The organism is uncultured Azonexus sp. (genome assembly GCF_937982035.1).
GTDB lineage: Bacteria > Pseudomonadota > Gammaproteobacteria > Burkholderiales > Rhodocyclaceae > Azonexus.
Window position 1 is genome coordinate 117674 of sequence record NZ_CALJNI010000017.1, and the last position, 17055, is coordinate 134728.

The window sequence follows — 17055 nt, forward strand, 5'->3', positions numbered from 1 at the left end:
TCATTCGTAAAAACAGGAGACAAGATGATCTACGCAGCCCCCGGCGCCGCTGGCGCAAAAATCGCCTATAAGGCCAAGTACGACAACTTCATCAACGGCAAGTGGACCGCCCCGGTCAAGGGCCAGTACTTCGACGTGGTGACCCCGGTCAACGGCAAGGTGTACACGCAAGCCGCCCGCTCCACTGCCGAGGACATCGAACTGGCGCTCGACGCCGCCCACGCCGCCTTCCCGAAGTGGGGCAAGACCGATGCCGCAACGCGCTCGAACATCCTGCTCAAGATCGCCGACCGCCTCGAACAGAACCTCGAACTGCTGGCCTACGCCGAGACCGTCGACAACGGCAAGCCGATCCGCGAAACGCTGAACGCCGACATCCCGCTCGCCGTCGATCACTTCCGTTACTTCGCCGGCTGCCTGCGCTCGCAGGAAGGCGGCATCTCGGAAATCGACGAGAACACCATGGCCTACCACATCCATGAGCCGCTCGGCGTCGTCGGCCAGATCATCCCCTGGAACTTCCCCATCCTGATGGCCGCCTGGAAGCTCGCTCCCGCGCTCGGCGCCGGTAACTGCGTGGTCTTGAAGCCGGCCGAATCGACCCCGATCTCGATCCTGATCCTGGTCGACCTGATCGCCGACCTGCTGCCGCCGGGTGTCCTGAATATCGTCAATGGTCTGGGTCGCGAAGCCGGCATGCCGTTGGCGACTTCCAAGCGCATCGCCAAGATCGCCTTCACCGGTTCCACCGCCACCGGCCGCGTGATTGCCCAGGCTGCCGCCAACAACCTGATCCCGGCGACGCTGGAGCTGGGCGGCAAGTCGCCGAACATCTTCTTCGCTGACGTCATGGACAAGGACGATGGCTTCCTCGACAAGGCGATCGAAGGCCTGGTCCTGTTCGCCTTCAACCAGGGTGAAGTGTGCACCTGCCCGAGCCGCGCGCTGATCCAGGAATCGATCTACGATGCCTTCATGGAGCGCTGCCTGAAGCGCGTCGCCGCGATCAAGCAGGGTTCGCCGCTCGACACCGAGACGATGATGGGTGCGCAGGCCTCGCAGATCCAGATGGACAAGATCGAGTCCTACCTCAAGCTGGGCAAGGAAGAGGGCGCCCAGGTGCTGATCGGCGGCGAACGCGCCCACCTCGGCGGCGACATCGAAGGCGGCTACTACATCCAGCCGACGCTGTTCAAGGGCCACAACAAGATGCGCATCTTCCAGGAAGAAATCTTCGGGCCGGTGCTCGCCGTGACCACCTTCAAGGACGAAGCCGAAGCCCTGGCCATTGCCAACGACACGCTCTACGGCCTTGGTGCCGGCGTCTGGAGCCGCAACGGTAACGTCGCCTACCGCATGGGCCGCGCCATCCAGGCTGGTCGCGTATGGACCAACTGCTACCACGCCTACCCGGCGCACGCTGCCTTCGGTGGCTACAAGGAGTCGGGCATCGGTCGCGAGACGCACAAGGTCATGCTCGACCACTACCAGCAGACCAAGAACCTGCTGGTCAGCTACGCCGAACAGAAGCTGGGTTTCTTCTAAGCGGATTTCTCCTCCGACTCTGCGTGCCCTTGCGGGCTTTGACGGGGGCCGATGGCCCCCGTATTTTTTTCGAGGATGACATGGTCGAACGCGTCACTGCCACACCCGCTGCCCTGGTCCTGATCGAGCATTTGCAGCACACGCACGGAACGGCGATGTTCTTCTATCAGTCCGGTGGTTGCTGCGACAACAGCAGCCCGAATTGCTACCTCGACGGCGAACTGACCCTGGGGGCCCAGGACATCCGGCTCGGCGAGATCGGCGGCGTGCCGTTCTACATCAGCGCTGCCCAATACGAGTACTGGCAGCACACTCAACTGATCATCGACGCCGTGTCGGGACAGGGCGGAACGTTTTCGCTCGAATGCGGCAGCGGGCAATGTTTCATCACCCGTTCCCGGCTGTTCACCGACGAGGAAACGGCGGATTTGCCGAGCGCGTGAGCGTGCTGGCGGTATACTGCGGGCTTCACCAAAACGGATCGACTTCATGGCCGCCAACGACACCGCCAGCATGGCGCTTTTCTGCGACTTCGAGAACATCGCACTCGGCGTACGCGACGCGCAATACGAAAAATTCGACATCCGCCCCGTGCTGGAGCGTCTGCTCGCCAAGGGCAGCATCGTGGTCAAGAAGGCCTACTGCGACTGGGAGCGTTACAAGAGCTTCAAGGCGGCGATGCACGAGGCCAATTTCGAACTGATCGAAATTCCGCATGTGCGCCAGTCGGGCAAGAATTCGGCCGATATCCGCATGGTCGTCGATGCCCTCGACCTGTGTTACACCAAGTCGCACGTCGATACCTTCGTGATCATTTCCGGCGATTCCGACTTCTCGCCGCTGGTCTCCAAGCTGCGCGAGAACGCCAAGAAGGTCATCGGCGTCGGTGTCAAGCAATCCTGCTCGGACCTGCTGGTCACCAATTGCGACGAATTCATCTATTACGACGATCTGGTCCGCGACCGCGAGGCCCAGCGTGGCGGGCAACGGCGCGAGCGTGAGAAGCGTTCGCCGGAAGAGGAAGCCAAGCGGCGCGAGAAGATGGAAGAGCGCAAGGCCAAGGCGGTCGATCTGGTCTGCGCCACGTTTTCCGATCTCATGGCCGATCGCGGCGAGGCCGAGCGCATCTGGGCCTCGGTGCTCAAGGAAGTGGTCAAGCGGCGCAATCCCGGTTTCAGCGAGAGCTATTACGGTTTCCGGACCTTCGGCAACCTGCTCGAAGAGGCGGCCGGGCGCGGGCTGCTGATGGTCGGGCGCGACGACAAGTCGGGCACCTACGTGACGCGTGCGCGAGCCCAGGACAGCGAACTGGTCGCTGCGGAGGCCGGTTCCGAAGCGCTGCCGGAAACTCCGGATGTGCCGGTTGCCGGCGAAGCCGAAATAGCGCCGGCAGCGGTCGAGGAGAAATCCGGTGCTCGCCGTCGCGGCGGTCGGCGTACGCGCAAGGAGACCCGGCCGGAAGAGCCGACGCAGGTTTCCGTTGACGCCGTCTCGCAAGTTGCCGAGGTTGTTTCGCCTGAATCGCCCCTGCCGGAGCCTGCGGTGATCGTCGAAACCACGGACAAACCCAAGCGCGGCGGTCGACGCCCGCGCAAGGCGGCCGAGGCGGTCGTCGAGACGACGGAAGTGCCGTCGGCGATGCCTCCCGAAACAGCGGTGGCGGAAGAGAAGAAACCGGCCAGGAAAGCAGCGCGTAGCCGCAAGCCGAAAAAGTCGGACGCCGGCAAGAAGTCCGACGAGTCGGCGGGCTAGATCACTTTCAGCAACATCGTCCTGAGTTCCTCGGCCCGTCGGCGACCCTCGCGGGTCTGCACGACGGCATGAAACCAGGGATCGAACTGCAGCCGCAGTTCCTCGTGAGTCTGTGCGGCGAAGGCGGCTTCGACGATGTGCAGATGGGCGAACGGACCGCAGAAGGTTTTCAGCGTGTTCTGGATGAAATTGCGCGCCAGTTCCATTTCCTTCGGATTGGGCGGTTGCGGTGCCGGCCTGAAGGCGGTGATCGACGGCAGCGGTTCGGCCGGTGCCGGCTGGGTGGCGCCGGTAGCGGCATCCTTGAGCCCGCCGATTTCGATGAAACCGGATTCCTCTAGCAGGCCCAGCGTGTGCTGGAGATCGTCGGTCTGCAGCATTTCCCGCAATTCATCGACGGTGCGCTTGCCGTCGACCATGATCAGCACCCGTCGCTGACGCGGGGTCAGCCCACCCGACTTGGCGGTGAGCTCTTCGTGCCCTTTCTGTGTCTTGGCGAATACCACGCCCATGTTTGTCTCCGTTGGCTTTTTTAAAAATAGTGCAACGGATTGTACAGAAAAAGAAAAGCCCGCCAAGCGGCGGGCTTCGTCGACAACGGTGCAGGCCGTCAGCTCAGGCGGCGGCCTGAACCGGAATCTTGTGGCCGCGACGGACGATGCGGTTTTGCGAATCGACGTAGATCAGGTCCGGCTCGTGACGGGCCAGTTCAACCTCGGTATAGGCGGCGAAGGTGGCAATGATCAGGATGTCACCCGGTGCGGCGCGGCGGGCAGCCGAGCCATTGACCGAGATCACGCCTGAACCGCGTTCGGCACGAATCGCGTAGGTGGTGAAACGCTCGCCGTTGTTGACGTTCCAGATGTCGATCTGCTCGTATTCCTTGATATTGGCGGCTTCCAGCAAATCCTCATCGATCGCGCAGGAGCCTTCGTAGTGCAGGTCGGCATGGGTTGCCGTCACGCGATGCAGCTTGGATTTCAACATGGTTCTCTGCATGGTTTCACTCATCCAGAAAGTTGGGGGAAGCGCATTTTAACGGCAATGGGGTGCGTGTCAACGATCTTTTTTCTGCCCTGCCAGCCCGCGTCAAACCTCGATATTGTCGATCAGCCGGGTGGTTCCGAGACGGCTGGCGGCGACAATGACCAGTGCGGCGTCGTCGGTTGTCGCGACGGCCAGGTCTGCCTGCCGGCGAACCGAGATGTAGTCGGTTTTCCAGCCCCGGGCATTCAGTTCGGCGACGGCGGCTTGTTCCAGTGCCGCGAAATCGCGATTGCCATTGCGGACGGCGTCGCGGATTTCGTTGAGCAGCCGGTACAGGCGCGGTGCCTCGGCACGTTCGGCGGCGCTCAGGTAGCCGTTGCGCGAGGATAGGGCCAGGCCGTCTTCGGCGCGCACGGTTTCGCCGCCGACGATGTCGATCGGCAGCAGCAGCTGCCGGGTCATGTTGCGGATGACCATCAACTGCTGGTAATCCTTCTTGCCGAATAAGGCCGCCTGCGGCTGGACGCAGTTGAACAGCTTGGCGACGACGGTGGCAACGCCGCGGAAGTGGCCGGGGCGGAACTCGCCGTCGAGGATGTTCTGGATGCCCGGCGGTTCGACGAAGTATTCCTGCGGCTCGGGGTAGAGGTCGGCTTCGGTCGGCGCGAACAGGACGTCGACGCCGGCGGCAACGAGCTTGTCGCAGTCGGCCTGGAAGGTGCGCGGGTACTTGTCGAAATCCTCGTTCGGGCCGAATTGCAGGCGATTGACGAAGATCGACGCGACCACGGTGTCACCGTGCTGGCGTGCCTGTTCCATCAGGCTGATGTGGCCGGCGTGCAGGTTGCCCATGGTCGGCACGAAAACGATGCGGCCACGATTGGCCAGCGCGCCGCGCAGGTCGGCGATGCGGGAATGGATTTGCATGATCTCAGGCAGCGTAGGTGTGTTCCGGGCCGGGGTAGCTGCCGTCCTTGACGGCGGCGACGGCGCGGCAGGCAGCGTCGTGCAGGCTGCTGGCACCGTCCATGAAATTGCGCACGAATTTGGCCTTCTTGCCCGGCGGGATGTCGAAAGCGTCGTGCAGCACCATGACCTGGCCCGAACAATCCTTGCCGGCACCGATGCCGATGGTGATGATGTGCAGCGCAGCGGTGACTTCGGCGGCAAGCGTGGCGGGAATCGCTTCGAGCACGATCATCGTGGCGCCGGCATCCTGCACGGCGATGGCGTCGGCGAGCAGCTTGCGGGCGGCGCTGTCGCCTTTACCCTGGACCTTGTAGCCGCCGAGCGCATGCACCGATTGCGGCGTCAGGCCAACGTGGGCGCAGACCGGGATGCCGCGGCTGACCAGGAATTGAATGGTCGGCGCCATCTCGGCGCCGCCTTCGAGCTTGACCATCTGTGCCCCTGCGGCCATCAGCGTGACGGCGTTGCGGAAGGCGGCTTCCGGGGATTCCTGGAAGCTGCCGAAGGGCATGTCGGCAATGATGAAGGCACGTTCGGCACCGCGCTTGACGGCAGCGGTGTGGTAGGCGACGTCGGCGACGGTGACCGGCAGCGTGGTGTCGTGGCCCTGGATGACGTTGCCGAGCGAATCGCCGATCAGCAGGCAGTCGACGCCGGCGCCGTCGAGCAGGCGGGCGAAGCTGGCGTCGTAGCAGGTGAACATGGCGACCTTCTCGCCGGCAGCGTAGAGCTTGGCGAGGTCGGCCTGGGTCAGGCGGCGGGTGATGCTTTGAGCAGACATGGGCGTCCCGTGGCGTTGTTGACGGCGCCAAGGATACACAGCGGCGCCGAAGTGGCAAGGGTTAAATCAAAGGCGGCAGATACCCTGGTTGGCAACCGCCGGCAGCCAGGCGGCCAGACGGCCGCGACCGGGGATGGCCAGGTCCGGCGCCAGGTCGGCCAGCGGCTGCAGGACGAAGGCACGCAGGTGCAGGCGCGGGTGCGGCAGCGTCAGGCGCGGCGTCGCCAGCATCAGGTCGTCGTAGAGCAGGAGGTCGAGGTCGAGCGTGCGCGGGCCGTTGCGTTCGGCACGGACGCGCCCGAAGGCTTGTTCGATGCCGAGCAGCGCGTCAAGCAGGGCTTCCGGCGCCAGCGTGGTGTCGATCAGGGCGGCGGCATTGACGAATTCCGGCTGGTCGGCGATGCCGACCGGCGCCGTGCGGTAAAGCGCCGATTTGGCCAGCAGACGGCTTTCCGGCAACTGGTCGAGCGCGGCAAAAGCGGCGTTGACGGTGGCCGCCGGGTCGCCGAGATTGGCGCCCAGGGCAATGTAGGCGAGACTCATGCGTCGCTGGCTTGGGGCGTGGCGTTGGCCGGTTTTTTCCGGCGCCGGCGCTTCTTCTTGTCGCCGGCGGCTTCCGGCAGCAGCATTTCGGCGCGCTTGTCGCCTTCGGCGTTCTGGAAGCGCGTCCACCATTCGACCAGTTCCATGTCGATTTCGCCGGCCTGCGCGCGCAGCAGCAGGAAGTCGTAACCGGCGCGGAAGCGCGGTTGTTCGAGCAGCGCGTAGGGGCGCTTGCCGGCGCGCTGTTCGAAACGCGGTTGCAGCGCCCAGATGTCCTTGATGTCGCCGGCAATGCGGCGGGTGATGGCGAGTTTTTCGCCCTGCACGTCGAGGACCGTGTCCATGGCCTGGAACAGCGCCGGGATCTTGGCTTCGCCCTTGGCCTTCATCTTGTCCCAGTGCGCCAGCACTTCGTGCCAGAGCAGGGTCGCGAAGAGGAAGCCGGGCGAGGTGCCCTTGCCGCGACGGACGCGTTCGTCGGTGCTGGCCAGCGCCAGCATGACGAACTTCTCGCCGAGCGGCTGTTCGAGGATCACGTCGAGCAGCGGCAGCAGGCCGTGGTGCAGGCCCTCGTCGCGCAGTTGCGTGATGCACTTGACCGAGTGACCCGAGGTCAGCAGCTTGAGCATCTCGTCGAACAGGCGGGCAGCGGGAACGTTTTCCAGCAGTTCGGCCATCTCGCGGATCGGCTTTTTCGCCTCTGGGTCGATCGACAGGCCGAGCTTGGCCGCCAGGCGCACGGCGCGCAACATGCGCACCGGGTCCTCGCGGTAGCGGGCACGCGGTTCGCCGATCATGCGCAGCGTCCTGGCCTTGAGGTCGCCGACGCCGTGGTGGTAGTCGATGACGGTTTCGGTCGTCGGATCGTAATACAGTGCGTTGGCGGTGAAGTCGCGGCGGGCGGCGTCTTCCGCCTGCGAGCCGAAGACGTTGTCGTGCAGCACGCGGCCGTGTTCGTCCTTCTTCGTCGTCTCGTCGAGCGTGCCGCGGAAGGTGGTCACTTCGATGACTTCCTGGCCCATCATCACATGGACGATCTGGAAGCGGCGGCCGATGATGCGCGAGCGGCGGAAGTAGCGGCGAACTTCTTCCGGCGTGGCATTGGTGGCGACGTCGAAATCTTTGGGATCGGCGCCGATCAGCAGATCGCGCACGGCGCCGCCGACGACGTAGGCCTTGAAGCCTTCGGCCTGCAGGGTTTCGCAGGTGCGCCGGCTGCCGCTGGACAGGCGGTCGCGGGTGATGCCGTGGCTGGAGACGGGAATCACGGCCGGCTCATGCCGGTTGCCCTTGTTCTTGTTGCCGCGGAAGACGCGGGAAATGAGTTTGCGGATCACGGGTGCCTGAGGGTCAAGCGCATGCTGCGCTGCGAAAAGCGGGAATTTTACCGCAATGTGATGATTTTCCAGCCCATTTCAGTGGCGTGATGACACAGTTTGTCATCCGGATCGACGGCGACCGGGGTGCGGACGTGCTTCATCAGCGGCAGATCGTTGTGCGAATCGCTGTAGAAATAGCTGTTGTCGAAGCTGCCCCACCACAGGCCGTGCGCTTCCAGCCACTGCTCGACGCGGACGATCTTGCCGGCCTGGAACGACGGCGTACCGGTCGAGGTGCCGAAGAAGGCGCCGTCCTTGACGTCGACGGCCGGAATCGTGCCGATCAGGTGATGGATGCCGAATTCGCGGGCAATCGGGCCGGTGACGAAACTGTTTGTGGCAGTGACGATCACGCACAGGTCGCCGGCATCGAGGTGGCTGCGCACCAGCGCGCGCGCCGGGTCGCCGATCAGCGGGCGGATGTGGCGGTCCATGTACTCGCGATGCCAGGCGTCGAGTTCGGCGCGCGGGTGGCGGGTCAGCGGTGCCAGCTGGAATTCGAGGAAGGCGTCGATATCGAGCGTGCCGGCCTTGTAGTGCTCGTAGAACTCGACGTTCTTGGCTTCCTGGACTTCGCGATCGACGACGCCCTTGGAAATCAGGAACTGCGCCCATTCGAAGTCGGAATCGCCGGCGAGCAGGGTGTTGTCGAGATCAAAAAGGGCGAGGTTCATACGGTGGCTTCCTGGTTGAGTAGTTCGCGCAGCAACGGCAGGGTCACCGCGCGCTTGTGTTCTAGGGTGTAACGGTCGAGGGCGACGATCAGCGCCGACAGCGCGCGCATGTTGCGCGGCGCGTGGCGCATCAGGTAGTCGATGGCTTCGGGCGTCAGTTTGAGCGCCCGTTCCCTGGCCTGGGCGGCCAGCGCGGCGGCCTTTTCGGCGTCGGACAGCGGCTGCAGCCGGTAGATCAGGCCGGCACCGAGGCGGGTGCGCAGGTCCTCGCGCAGCGCCAGGTGCGAGGGTGGCTGGCCGGCGGCGGTGAGCAGGCGTTCGCCGCTGGCGCGGAGTTGGTTGAACAGTGCGAACAGGGCAATCTGGCCGGCGGCGTCGAGCGCCTCGACATTGTCCACGGCCAGCGGGCCGTCGGCAGTGACGCCGTCGAGGCCGGGATTGGCGGCGGCGTCGATGTAGTTGAAGCCGCAGGCGAGCAGCAGGTGGGTCTTGCCGCAACCGGTCTCACCGTGCAGGCAGAAGGCAGTCGCCTCCAGCGCGCCGGCCAGCCAGCCAGTCAGCGCCGCCACCGTCTCGTCGTTGCCGCCGGCAACGAAGTTGTCCAGCGACGGTGGGCTTTCCGGCAGCAGGTCGAGGGTCAGCTGGCGCATCGTCGGCTTATTGCCAGCGCAGCATCGCGTACTGCTTCTTGCCCCGGCGCAGGATGGTGAAGCGGCCGTAGAGGCGGTCATCGCCGACGAGACGGTGGTCGAGCGAGTCGGCCTTGGCGCCGTTGATCGTCACGCTGCCGCCCTGGATGAAAGTGCGCGCTTCCGACTTCGACTTGGCCAGGCCGCTGGCTGCCAGCGCGTCGATCAGGCCGTCGGCCGCGCTGTCGAGTGCGATGCCGGGCATGCCGTCCTGGGCCAGTTGTTCGAGGTCGTTTTCGGTCAGATCGGCGAGTTGACCGGAGAACAGGCACTCGGTGATGCGCCGCGCCGCCATCAGCGCCACTTCGCCGTGCACCAGGCGGGTCGCCTCTTCGGCCAGGATGCGCTGGGCTTCAGGCTTGCCGCCGCTGGCCTTGTCCGCCGCTTCGATCTCGTTGATGCGTTCGATCGGCAGGAAGGTGAAGAACTTCAGGAATTTGTAGACGTCGGCGTCGGCCGTGTTCAGCCAGAACTGGTAGAAGGCGTAGGGTGAGGTCTTCTTCGGGTCGAGCCAGACGGCGCCCGATTCGGTCTTGCCGAACTTGGTGCCGTCGGCCTTGGTGATCAGCGGCACGGTCATGCCGTAGACCTGCGTGTGGTGCAGGCGGCGGGTCAGGTCGGTGCCGGCGGTGATGTTGCCCCACTGGTCGGAACCACCGACCTGCAGGACGCACTGGTGGCGCTTGTAGAGTTCGGCGAAGTCGTAGCCCTGCAGCAGGCTGTAGGAAAACTCGGTGTAGGAAATCCCCTGGTCTTCGCGCACCAGGCGCTGCTGCACCGATTCCTTCTTGATCATGGCGTTGACCGAGAAGTGCTTGCCGATGTCGCGCAGGAACTCCAGGCAGTTCATGGCGCCGAACCAGTCGTGGTTATTCGCCATCAGCGCCGCGTTGTCGCCCTCGAAACTCAGGAAGGGCTCGACCTGGCCGCGAATCTTGCCGACCCAGGAAGCGATCACGTCCGGCGTGTTCAACTTGCGTTCGGTGGCCTTGAAGCTCGGGTCGCCGATCATGCCGGTGGCGCCGCCGACCAGCGCAATCGGCCGATGCCCGGCCTGCTGGAAGCGCTTGAGGATGAGCACCGGCACCAGGTGGCCGAGGTGCAGACTGTCGGCGGTCGGATCGAAGCCGCAATACAGCGTGATCTTCTCCTCCTGCAGCATTTTGTCGAGCGTTTCCGCGTCGGTGAGCTGGGCGATCAGACCGCGCTCATGCAGATCCTGAAGCAGGGGGGACTGGTACATCGGTGAAATCTCCACGGGATGGGCGCCATGCCGGGCGCCGGAAAGACGGACCCGCGATTTTAGCAGACCCGGCGCCATGGGTTAGGGGCTCGGCCGGCTTTCGGGTAAAATCGCGGTTTTTTCCAGCGGCCCTTGGGCTGCTTCCGGCGAGCTTTCAAGATCATGACCCAGAATACCTCCCTCTCCTACCGTGATGCCGGTGTCGACATCGATGCCGGCGATGCCCTCGTCGAGCGCATCAAGCCCCTGGCCAAAAAGACGCTGCGCGACGGCGTGCTTGGCGGCATTGGCGGCTTCGGCGCCCTGTTCGAAGTGCCCAAGCGTTACAAGGAGCCGGTGCTGGTGTCCGGGACCGACGGTGTCGGGACCAAGCTGAAGCTGGCGTTCGACCTCAATCGTCACGATACCGTCGGCCAGGATCTGGTCGCGATGAGCGTCAATGACATTCTGGTGCTTGGCGCCGAATCGCTGTTCTTCCTCGATTACTTTGCCTGCGGCAAGCTTGATGTCGATACCGCCGCTGCCGTCGTCGGCGGCATCGCCAAGGGCTGCGAACTGGCCGGCTGCGCGCTGATCGGGGGCGAAACCGCCGAAATGCCGGGCATGTACCCGGCCGGCGAATACGACCTGGCCGGTTTCGCGGTTGGCGTCGTGGAAAAATCCAAGGCCATCGACGGCAAGTCGATCGCCCCGGGCGACGTCGTGCTCGGCCTGGCGTCTTCAGGCGCCCACTCCAACGGCTACTCGCTGGTGCGCAAGATCATCGACCGTTCCAAGCCGGACATGAACGCACCGTTCGACGGCGATCGTTCGCTGGCCGACGTGGTCATGGCGCCGACCCGCATCTACGTCAAGCAGGTGCTGGCGACGATGGAAAAGGTCGCGATCAAGGGCATGGCCCACATCACCGGTGGCGGCCTGCTCGAAAACGTGCCGCGCGTGCTCCCGGAAAACACCGTCGCCGAACTGGAAAAGGCCGCCTGGCCGCGTCCCAAGCTGTTCGACTGGATGCAGGCCGAAGGCAATGTCGCCGAGAGCGAGATGCACCGCACCTTCAACTGCGGTATCGGCCTGGTCATCGTCGTCGCAGCGGCCGACGCCGATGCGGCGATGGCCGAACTGAAGGCGCAGGGCGAAGCGGTTTACCGCATCGGTAAGATCCGGGCCCGTCAGGGTGACGAGGCGCAGACCGTCGTCGTCTGATCTTGTCAGGCGGGTCGCGGCGCTCTGCTGCGGCCTGGGCCTGACCCTGGCGGCGGTTGCCGAGGCGCCGCCGCCTGTTGCCGTGGTCGAAGGGCTGGCCAGTTACTACGGCAGCAAGTTTCACGGCCGCAAGACGGCCAGCGGTGAGGTTTTCGACAAGACCGTCTTCAGCGCCGCCAGCAACCGCTTCCCGCTCGGCAGCCACGTCGCCGTGCTGCGTCCGTCCAATGGCCTGTGCGTCGTGGTCCGCATCAATGACCGCATGCATCGCCGGCATCGGGCGCGGGTCATCGATATCTCGAAGTCGGCTGCCGATTATCTGGAAATGCTCCAGGCCGGCGTCGTCAAGGTCAAGGTTGCCTTGCTCGACGACTCCCTTCGGGCCCGCGGCCATCTCGCCTGCGCCGACGCCTTCGCTTCTCCCGCAAGGGAAAACGCTGCCACGGTCGGTACCGGGGGCGATGTTGGGTACAATTCGTCTGGAATGATCAATCTCGGGCCAAGCCCAGGAATCTCCCCACCATGAACAAGATGAAACGTCGTGGCGTTCTTGCGCTTTCCTTTGCCGGTCTGCTGGGACTTGGTTTCTATGCCTGGTCGGCCAACCGCAGCGAAGCGCCGGCGCCCGCGCCTGGCCAAAAGGCCGCCGCACCGGCAGCTCAGGCGGCACCGGCACGGCCGGTGGCGGTCGAGGTCGCCACCGTGCTGGCTGTCGATTTTGCCGACGACACCACCGCGGTCGGTACGCTGAAAGCCGCCGAATCGGTCGTGCTGCGTCCGGAGGTCAGCGGACGCATCACCCGGATCGGCTTTCGCGATGGTGCGCTGGTCAACAAGGGCGATCTGCTGATTGCCTTCGATGCCACCATTCCCGATGCCGAACTGGCGCAGGCCCGGGCCAATCGCGACCTGGCGCTGGCCAGTTTCAAGCGCAACCAGGAATTGCTGGAAAAGAAATTCATCAGCCCGCAGGCGCTCGATGCCTCGGCGGCGACACTGAAGGTGCAGGAGGCGGCGGTCCAGCTGGCGGCGGCCAAGGCGGCGAAGATGCGCATCCAGGCGCCGTTCCGCGGCATCGTCGGGTTGCGCGACGTGAGCGTCGGCAGCTACATCAAGGAAGGCGAGGTGCTGGTCAATATCGAGGATGTCAGCAGCCTGCGCGTCGATTTCCGTCTGGCCGAGACCTGGCTGGAGCGGGTCAAGGTCGGGCAGTCGCTGGAACTGGGCAGCGATGCGCTGCCGGGGCAGCGATTCGTCGCCAAGGTCGAGGCCATCGATCCGCAGATCGATCCGAACGGCCGCTCGATTGCCGTGCGCGCGCGGCTGGACAATGCCGCCGGCCAGTTGCGGCCGGGCATGTTCGTCCGCCTGCGGCTGGCCTTCGGCGAGCGCAAGGGGGTGCTGATGGTGCCGGAAGAAGCCATCATGCCGGGCGCCAAGCCGGCCGTGTTCAAGGTGGTCGATGGCAAGGCCGAGCGGGTCGTGGTCCATACCGGCATTCGCCGCGACGCCCAGGTCGAGATTGTCGACGGACTGGCGGCGGGCGATGTCGTGGTCAGCGCCGGCCAGCTGAAGCTGCGCCCGGGGGCGCCGGTGACGGTGCCGGGGGCGAAGCCGGCTGACGGCGCCCAGGGCAAGCCATGAGAATTTCGGAAATCTGCATCGAACGGCCGGTCTTCGCGACCGTGCTGTCGCTGGTCGTGATGCTGATCGGTATCGTTTCCTACGATCGCCTGTCGGTGCGCGAATACCCGAAGATCGACGAGCCGGTGGTCACGGTGACCAGCGATTACCGTGGTGCCTCGGCCGACATCATCGAGTCGCAGGTGACCAAGCCGCTCGAGGATTCGCTGGCCGGCATTGAGGGCGTCGAGGTGATCACCTCGATCTCGCGTGCCGAACGCAGCCAGATTTCGGTGCGCTTCAAGCTCGAACGCGAGCCGGATTCGGCCGCTGCCGACGTCCGCGACCGCGTTTCGCGGGTGCGCAACCGCCTGCCCGACGAAGTCGACGAGCCGGTCATCGCCAAGGTCGAGGCCGACGCCAACCCGATCATCTGGCTGGCCTTCTCGTCCGAGAAGCATACGCCGCTGGAAGTGACCGACGTCGCCAACCGCATCGTCAAGCCCAAGTTGCAGACGCTGACCGGTGCCGCCGACGTGCGCGTGTTCGGCGAGCGCAAGTTCGCCATGCGCATCTGGCTGGACAAGCAGCGGCTGGCGGCCTATCGGCTGACGCCGGCCGATGTTGAGGATGCGTTACGCCGTCAGAACGTTGAAGTGCCGGCCGGGCGTATCGAGAGCGTCGAGCGCGAATTTTCCGTGGTGTCGACCACCGACCTGCGTACGCCGGAAGAATTCAGCGCGGTCATCCTGCGCAATGTCGATGGTTACCCGGTGCGTATCGGCGATGTCGCGCGGGTCGAGATCGGCGCTGCTGCCGAACGGACTTCGGTGCGCTTCAAGGGGCGCTCGGCGGTGTCGCTGGGCGTGATCAAGCAAGCCACGGCCAACCCGCTCGAACTGTCGAAGGCCCTGCGCGCCGAACTGCCGCGCATCACCGAAGAGCTGCCAGAGGGCATGCGCGTCGATATTTCCTACGATTCGTCGGTGTTCATCGACCGCTCGATCAAGTCGGTGTTCACCACCATCGGCGAAGCCATCGTGCTGGTGCTGGCGATCATCTTCTTTTTCCTGCGTAACCTGCGGGCGACGCTGATTCCGCTGGTCACCATCCCGGTCTCGCTGATCGGCGCCTTCGCCATCATGTTCGTGCTCGGCTTCACCATCAACACGCTGACGCTGCTGGCGCTGGTGCTGGCCATCGGCCTGGTCGTCGACGACGCCATCGTGATGCTGGAGAACATCTACCGCCACATCGAGGAAGGCATGCCGCGGCGCGAGGCAGCGTTCAAGGGGGCGAAGGAAATCGGCTTTGCCGTGGTCGCGATGACGCTGACGCTGGCCGCCGTGTACGCGCCGGTGGCGTTCATGACCGGGCGCACCGGCAAGCTGTTCATCGAGTTCGCGCTGACCCTGGCCGGCGCCGTGCTGGTCTCCGGTTTTGTTGCGCTGACGTTGTCGCCGATGATGTGCTCGGTGCTGCTCAAGCACGAGGAAAAGCATTCGAAGGGCTTCATGTTGATCGAGTCCTTCCTCAACTGGCTCAACGCCGGCTATCGTCGCGTGCTGACGCAGGCGCTGGCACATCGCTGGATCGTCTTCGTCGCTTTCGTCGCCGTCGCGGCCGCCTGCGGCGTGCTGCTCAAGGCGCTGAAGTCCGAACTGGCGCCGATCGAGGATCGCGGTGTGATTCTCGGGGTGTTCAACGGCCCGGACGGCGCAACCCTGGAATACACCCAGAAATACGCGCAGCAACTGGAGAACATCTACAGCCAGACCCAGGATATCGAGCGCTATTTCGTCGTTTCCGGCAACCCGACCGTGAACCAGGGCATTTCCTTCGTCGGCCTGAGCGACTGGAGCGAGCGCTCGCGCAAGTCGTCGGACATCGCCAAGGAGCTGTTCCCCAAGTTCGCCGCCGTGCCCGGCGTCATGGCTTTCCCGGTCACGCCGCCGTCGCTCGGCCAGAGTCCGCGCGAGAGGCCGATCAATTTCGTCATCGTCACCTCGGCGCCGTATGAGGAACTGCAGCAGGTGACCCAGCAATTCCTCGGCGAACTGGCGAAGAATCCGGGGCTGACCAACGTCGATACCGACCTCAAGCTGAACAAGCCGGAGCTGTCGGTGGTGGTGCGTCGCGACAAGGCGGCCGACGTGGGGGTGCCGGTCGAGACCATCGGCCGGACGCTGGAAACTTTCCTCGGTGGCCGCCAGGTGACCCGCTTCAAGCGCGACGGCGAGCAGTACGACGTGATCGTCCAGGTCGCCGACAGCGACCGCCGGTCGCCCGGCGACATCCGCGACATCTACGTGCGCGGCGGCGATGGCAGCATGATTTCGCTCGACAACCTGCTCGACGTCCAGGAAACCGTGGCGCCGCGGGAACTCAACCACTTCGGCCAGCGCCGGGCGGTGACCATCACCGCCAACCTGGCGCCGGGCTACACCATGGGCGAGGCGCTGACCTACATGGACGGGGTCGCCGGGCAGATGCTCAAACCGGGCTACGCCGTCGATTACAACGGGCAGACGCGCGAGTTCCGCCAGTCGTCGGCGTCGCTGGCGATCACTTTCGTGCTGGCGCTGGCTTTCATCTACCTGGTCCTGGCGGCGCAGTTCGAGAGTTTCCGCGATCCGCTGATCATCATGCTGACCGTGCCGTTGTCGATGGCCGGCGCGCTGTTCGCGCTCTGGGCGACCGACGGAACGCTCAATGTTTACAGCCAGATCGGCCTGGTCACGCTGGTCGGCTTGATCACCAAGCACGGCATCCTGATCGTTGAATTCGCCAACCAGCTGCAGGAAAAGGGCCGGGAACTGCGTGAAGCGGTGATCGAGGCCGCCGAACTGCGCCTGCGCCCGATCCTGATGACTACCGGGGCCATGGTTCTCGGCGCCGTGCCGCTGGCGCTGGCTACCGGCGCCGGCGCCGAATCGCGCCAGCAGATCGGCTGGGTCATTGTCGGCGGTCTGCTGCTCGGTACCTTCCTGACGCTGTTCGTGGTGCCGGCGGTCTATACCCTGCTGGCCACCCGGATCCAGCCGCATCCTGCTGAAACCCCGCTTTCCGAAGAAGCTCATTGATGAAACTCTTTTCTCCCCTCTATCGCCGGGCCATGGACTGGTCGCGTCATCCACGCGCGCCTTGGTATCTGGGCGGACTGAGTTTTGCCGAGTCGTCCTTTTTTCCGGTGCCGCCCGATGTCATGCTGGCGCCGATGGCCCTGGCCAACCCGCCGCGCTGGTGGCGGCTGGCGCTGATCACCACCCTGGCGTCAGTGCTCGGCGGCCTGGCCGGCTACCTGATCGGTTATTTCGCCCTCGATGCGATCCAGCCCTGGCTGCAGGAAAGCCGTTACTGGCCGGCTTACCAGACGGCGGTCGAGTGGTTCGGGAAATGGGGCTTCTGGGCGGTCTTCGTCGCCGGCTTCTCGCCCATTCCCTACAAGGTATTCACCATTGCCGCTGGCGCTTTGTCGATGGCGCTGTTGCCGTTTACGCTGGCTTCCATCGTCGGCCGCGGCCTGCGCTTTTTCTTGGTTGCCGGCCTGATGGCCTGGGGTGGGGCACGGATGGAGGAAGCACTGCATCGCTATATCGACAGGCTGGGCTGGGCAGTGGTGCTTGTCGTGGTGATCGTGGGCTTGTGGATCGGCCTGCGCTGAACC

At 64.7% G+C, this 17055-nt stretch carries 17 protein-coding genes; 8 read left to right on the forward strand and 9 right to left on the reverse strand.

Annotated elements, in window-relative coordinates; translation table 11 throughout:
- The first annotated feature begins 24 nt into the window (after positions 1–24).
- The 3 genes from Q0799_RS12590 to Q0799_RS12600 all read left to right on the forward strand — a co-directional run bounded on the left by Q0799_RS12590 (position 25) and on the right by Q0799_RS12600 (position 3297).
- Positions 25–1545, forward strand: a complete 1521-nt coding sequence (locus Q0799_RS12590; protein ID WP_298398851.1) for an aldehyde dehydrogenase family protein — start codon at positions 25–27, stop codon at positions 1543–1545.
- An 80-nt stretch (positions 1546–1625) separates the two neighbouring features.
- Positions 1626–1988 carry a DUF779 domain-containing protein gene (locus tag Q0799_RS12595; RefSeq protein WP_298398853.1) on the forward strand — a complete coding sequence of 121 codons (363 nt, stop codon included), beginning with the start codon at positions 1626–1628 and terminating at the stop codon, positions 1986–1988.
- 46 nt (positions 1989–2034) lie between these two features.
- A complete protein-coding gene (locus Q0799_RS12600) occupies positions 2035–3297 on the forward strand; it encodes an NYN domain-containing protein (RefSeq protein ID WP_298398855.1) in 1263 nt (420 codons plus the stop codon).
- On the opposite strand, the gene Q0799_RS12605 is transcribed toward Q0799_RS12600, so the two are convergent.
- The 9 genes from Q0799_RS12605 to tyrS form a co-directional block, all read right to left on the reverse strand.
- Positions 3294–3809, reverse strand: coding sequence for a hypothetical protein (locus tag Q0799_RS12605; protein ID WP_298398857.1), 516 nt, complete (start codon positions 3807–3809; stop codon positions 3294–3296). The two genes, Q0799_RS12600 and Q0799_RS12605, sit on opposite strands and share 4 nt — an antisense overlap.
- A gap of 103 nt (positions 3810–3912) precedes the next feature.
- On the reverse strand, positions 3913–4296 hold the full coding sequence (gene panD / locus Q0799_RS12610) for an aspartate 1-decarboxylase (RefSeq protein WP_028996063.1): 384 nt from the start codon (positions 4294–4296) through the stop codon (positions 3913–3915).
- Positions 4297–4386: 90 nt separating this feature from the next.
- Entirely contained in the window at positions 4387–5211 is an 825-nt protein-coding gene (gene panC / locus Q0799_RS12615) for a pantoate--beta-alanine ligase (protein WP_298398860.1), read from the reverse strand.
- 4 nt (positions 5212–5215) lie between these two features.
- Positions 5216–6034, reverse strand: a complete 819-nt coding sequence (gene panB, locus Q0799_RS12620) for a 3-methyl-2-oxobutanoate hydroxymethyltransferase (RefSeq protein WP_298398862.1) — start codon at positions 6032–6034, stop codon at positions 5216–5218.
- 66 nt (positions 6035–6100) lie between these two features.
- Positions 6101–6577, reverse strand: coding sequence for a 2-amino-4-hydroxy-6-hydroxymethyldihydropteridine diphosphokinase (folK, locus tag Q0799_RS12625; protein ID WP_298398864.1), 477 nt, complete (start codon positions 6575–6577; stop codon positions 6101–6103).
- On the reverse strand, positions 6574–7914 hold the full coding sequence (gene pcnB / locus Q0799_RS12630; RefSeq protein WP_298398866.1) for a polynucleotide adenylyltransferase PcnB: 1341 nt from the start codon (positions 7912–7914) through the stop codon (positions 6574–6576). Before pcnB ends, folK begins: the two co-directional genes overlap by 4 nt.
- Before the next feature lie 47 nt (positions 7915–7961).
- Positions 7962–8630 (reverse strand): HAD family phosphatase, encoded by a 669-nt coding sequence (locus Q0799_RS12635; protein WP_281985439.1) that lies wholly within the window; start codon positions 8628–8630, stop codon positions 7962–7964.
- On the reverse strand, positions 8627–9280 hold the full coding sequence (gene hda, locus Q0799_RS12640) for a DnaA regulatory inactivator Hda (protein WP_298398871.1): 654 nt from the start codon (positions 9278–9280) through the stop codon (positions 8627–8629). The genes Q0799_RS12635 and hda overlap by 4 nt, the downstream gene beginning before the upstream one ends.
- Before the next feature lie 7 nt (positions 9281–9287).
- Positions 9288–10562: a tyrosine--tRNA ligase gene (tyrS, locus tag Q0799_RS12645; RefSeq protein ID WP_298398873.1), complete on the reverse strand. Its 1275-nt coding sequence runs from the start codon at positions 10560–10562 to the stop codon at positions 9288–9290.
- A 162-nt stretch (positions 10563–10724) separates the two neighbouring features.
- Here tyrS and purM point away from each other — a divergent pair, with 162 nt between their 5' ends.
- Genes purM through Q0799_RS12670 form a run of 5 tightly spaced genes read left to right on the forward strand, consistent with a single transcriptional unit; the run spans position 10725 to position 17052 of the window.
- Complete coding sequence (gene purM, locus Q0799_RS12650; protein WP_298398875.1) at positions 10725–11765, forward strand: phosphoribosylformylglycinamidine cyclo-ligase; 1041 nt, start codon at positions 10725–10727, stop codon at positions 11763–11765.
- The gene (locus tag Q0799_RS12655; protein WP_298398877.1) at positions 11737–12291 is read left to right on the forward strand and encodes a septal ring lytic transglycosylase RlpA family protein; all 555 of its coding nucleotides are present in this window, start codon (positions 11737–11739) and stop codon (positions 12289–12291) included. The genes purM and Q0799_RS12655 overlap by 29 nt, the downstream gene beginning before the upstream one ends.
- A complete protein-coding gene (locus Q0799_RS12660; RefSeq protein ID WP_298398879.1) occupies positions 12288–13409 on the forward strand; it encodes an efflux RND transporter periplasmic adaptor subunit in 1122 nt (373 codons plus the stop codon). The genes Q0799_RS12655 and Q0799_RS12660 overlap by 4 nt, the downstream gene beginning before the upstream one ends.
- Entirely contained in the window at positions 13406–16471 is a 3066-nt protein-coding gene (locus Q0799_RS12665; RefSeq protein ID WP_298398881.1) for an efflux RND transporter permease subunit, read from the forward strand. Before Q0799_RS12660 ends, Q0799_RS12665 begins: the two co-directional genes overlap by 4 nt.
- Positions 16471–17052 (forward strand): YqaA family protein, encoded by a 582-nt coding sequence (locus Q0799_RS12670; RefSeq protein ID WP_028996049.1) that lies wholly within the window; start codon positions 16471–16473, stop codon positions 17050–17052. The genes Q0799_RS12665 and Q0799_RS12670 overlap by 1 nt, the downstream gene beginning before the upstream one ends.
- Positions 17053–17055: the final 3 nt, after the last annotated feature.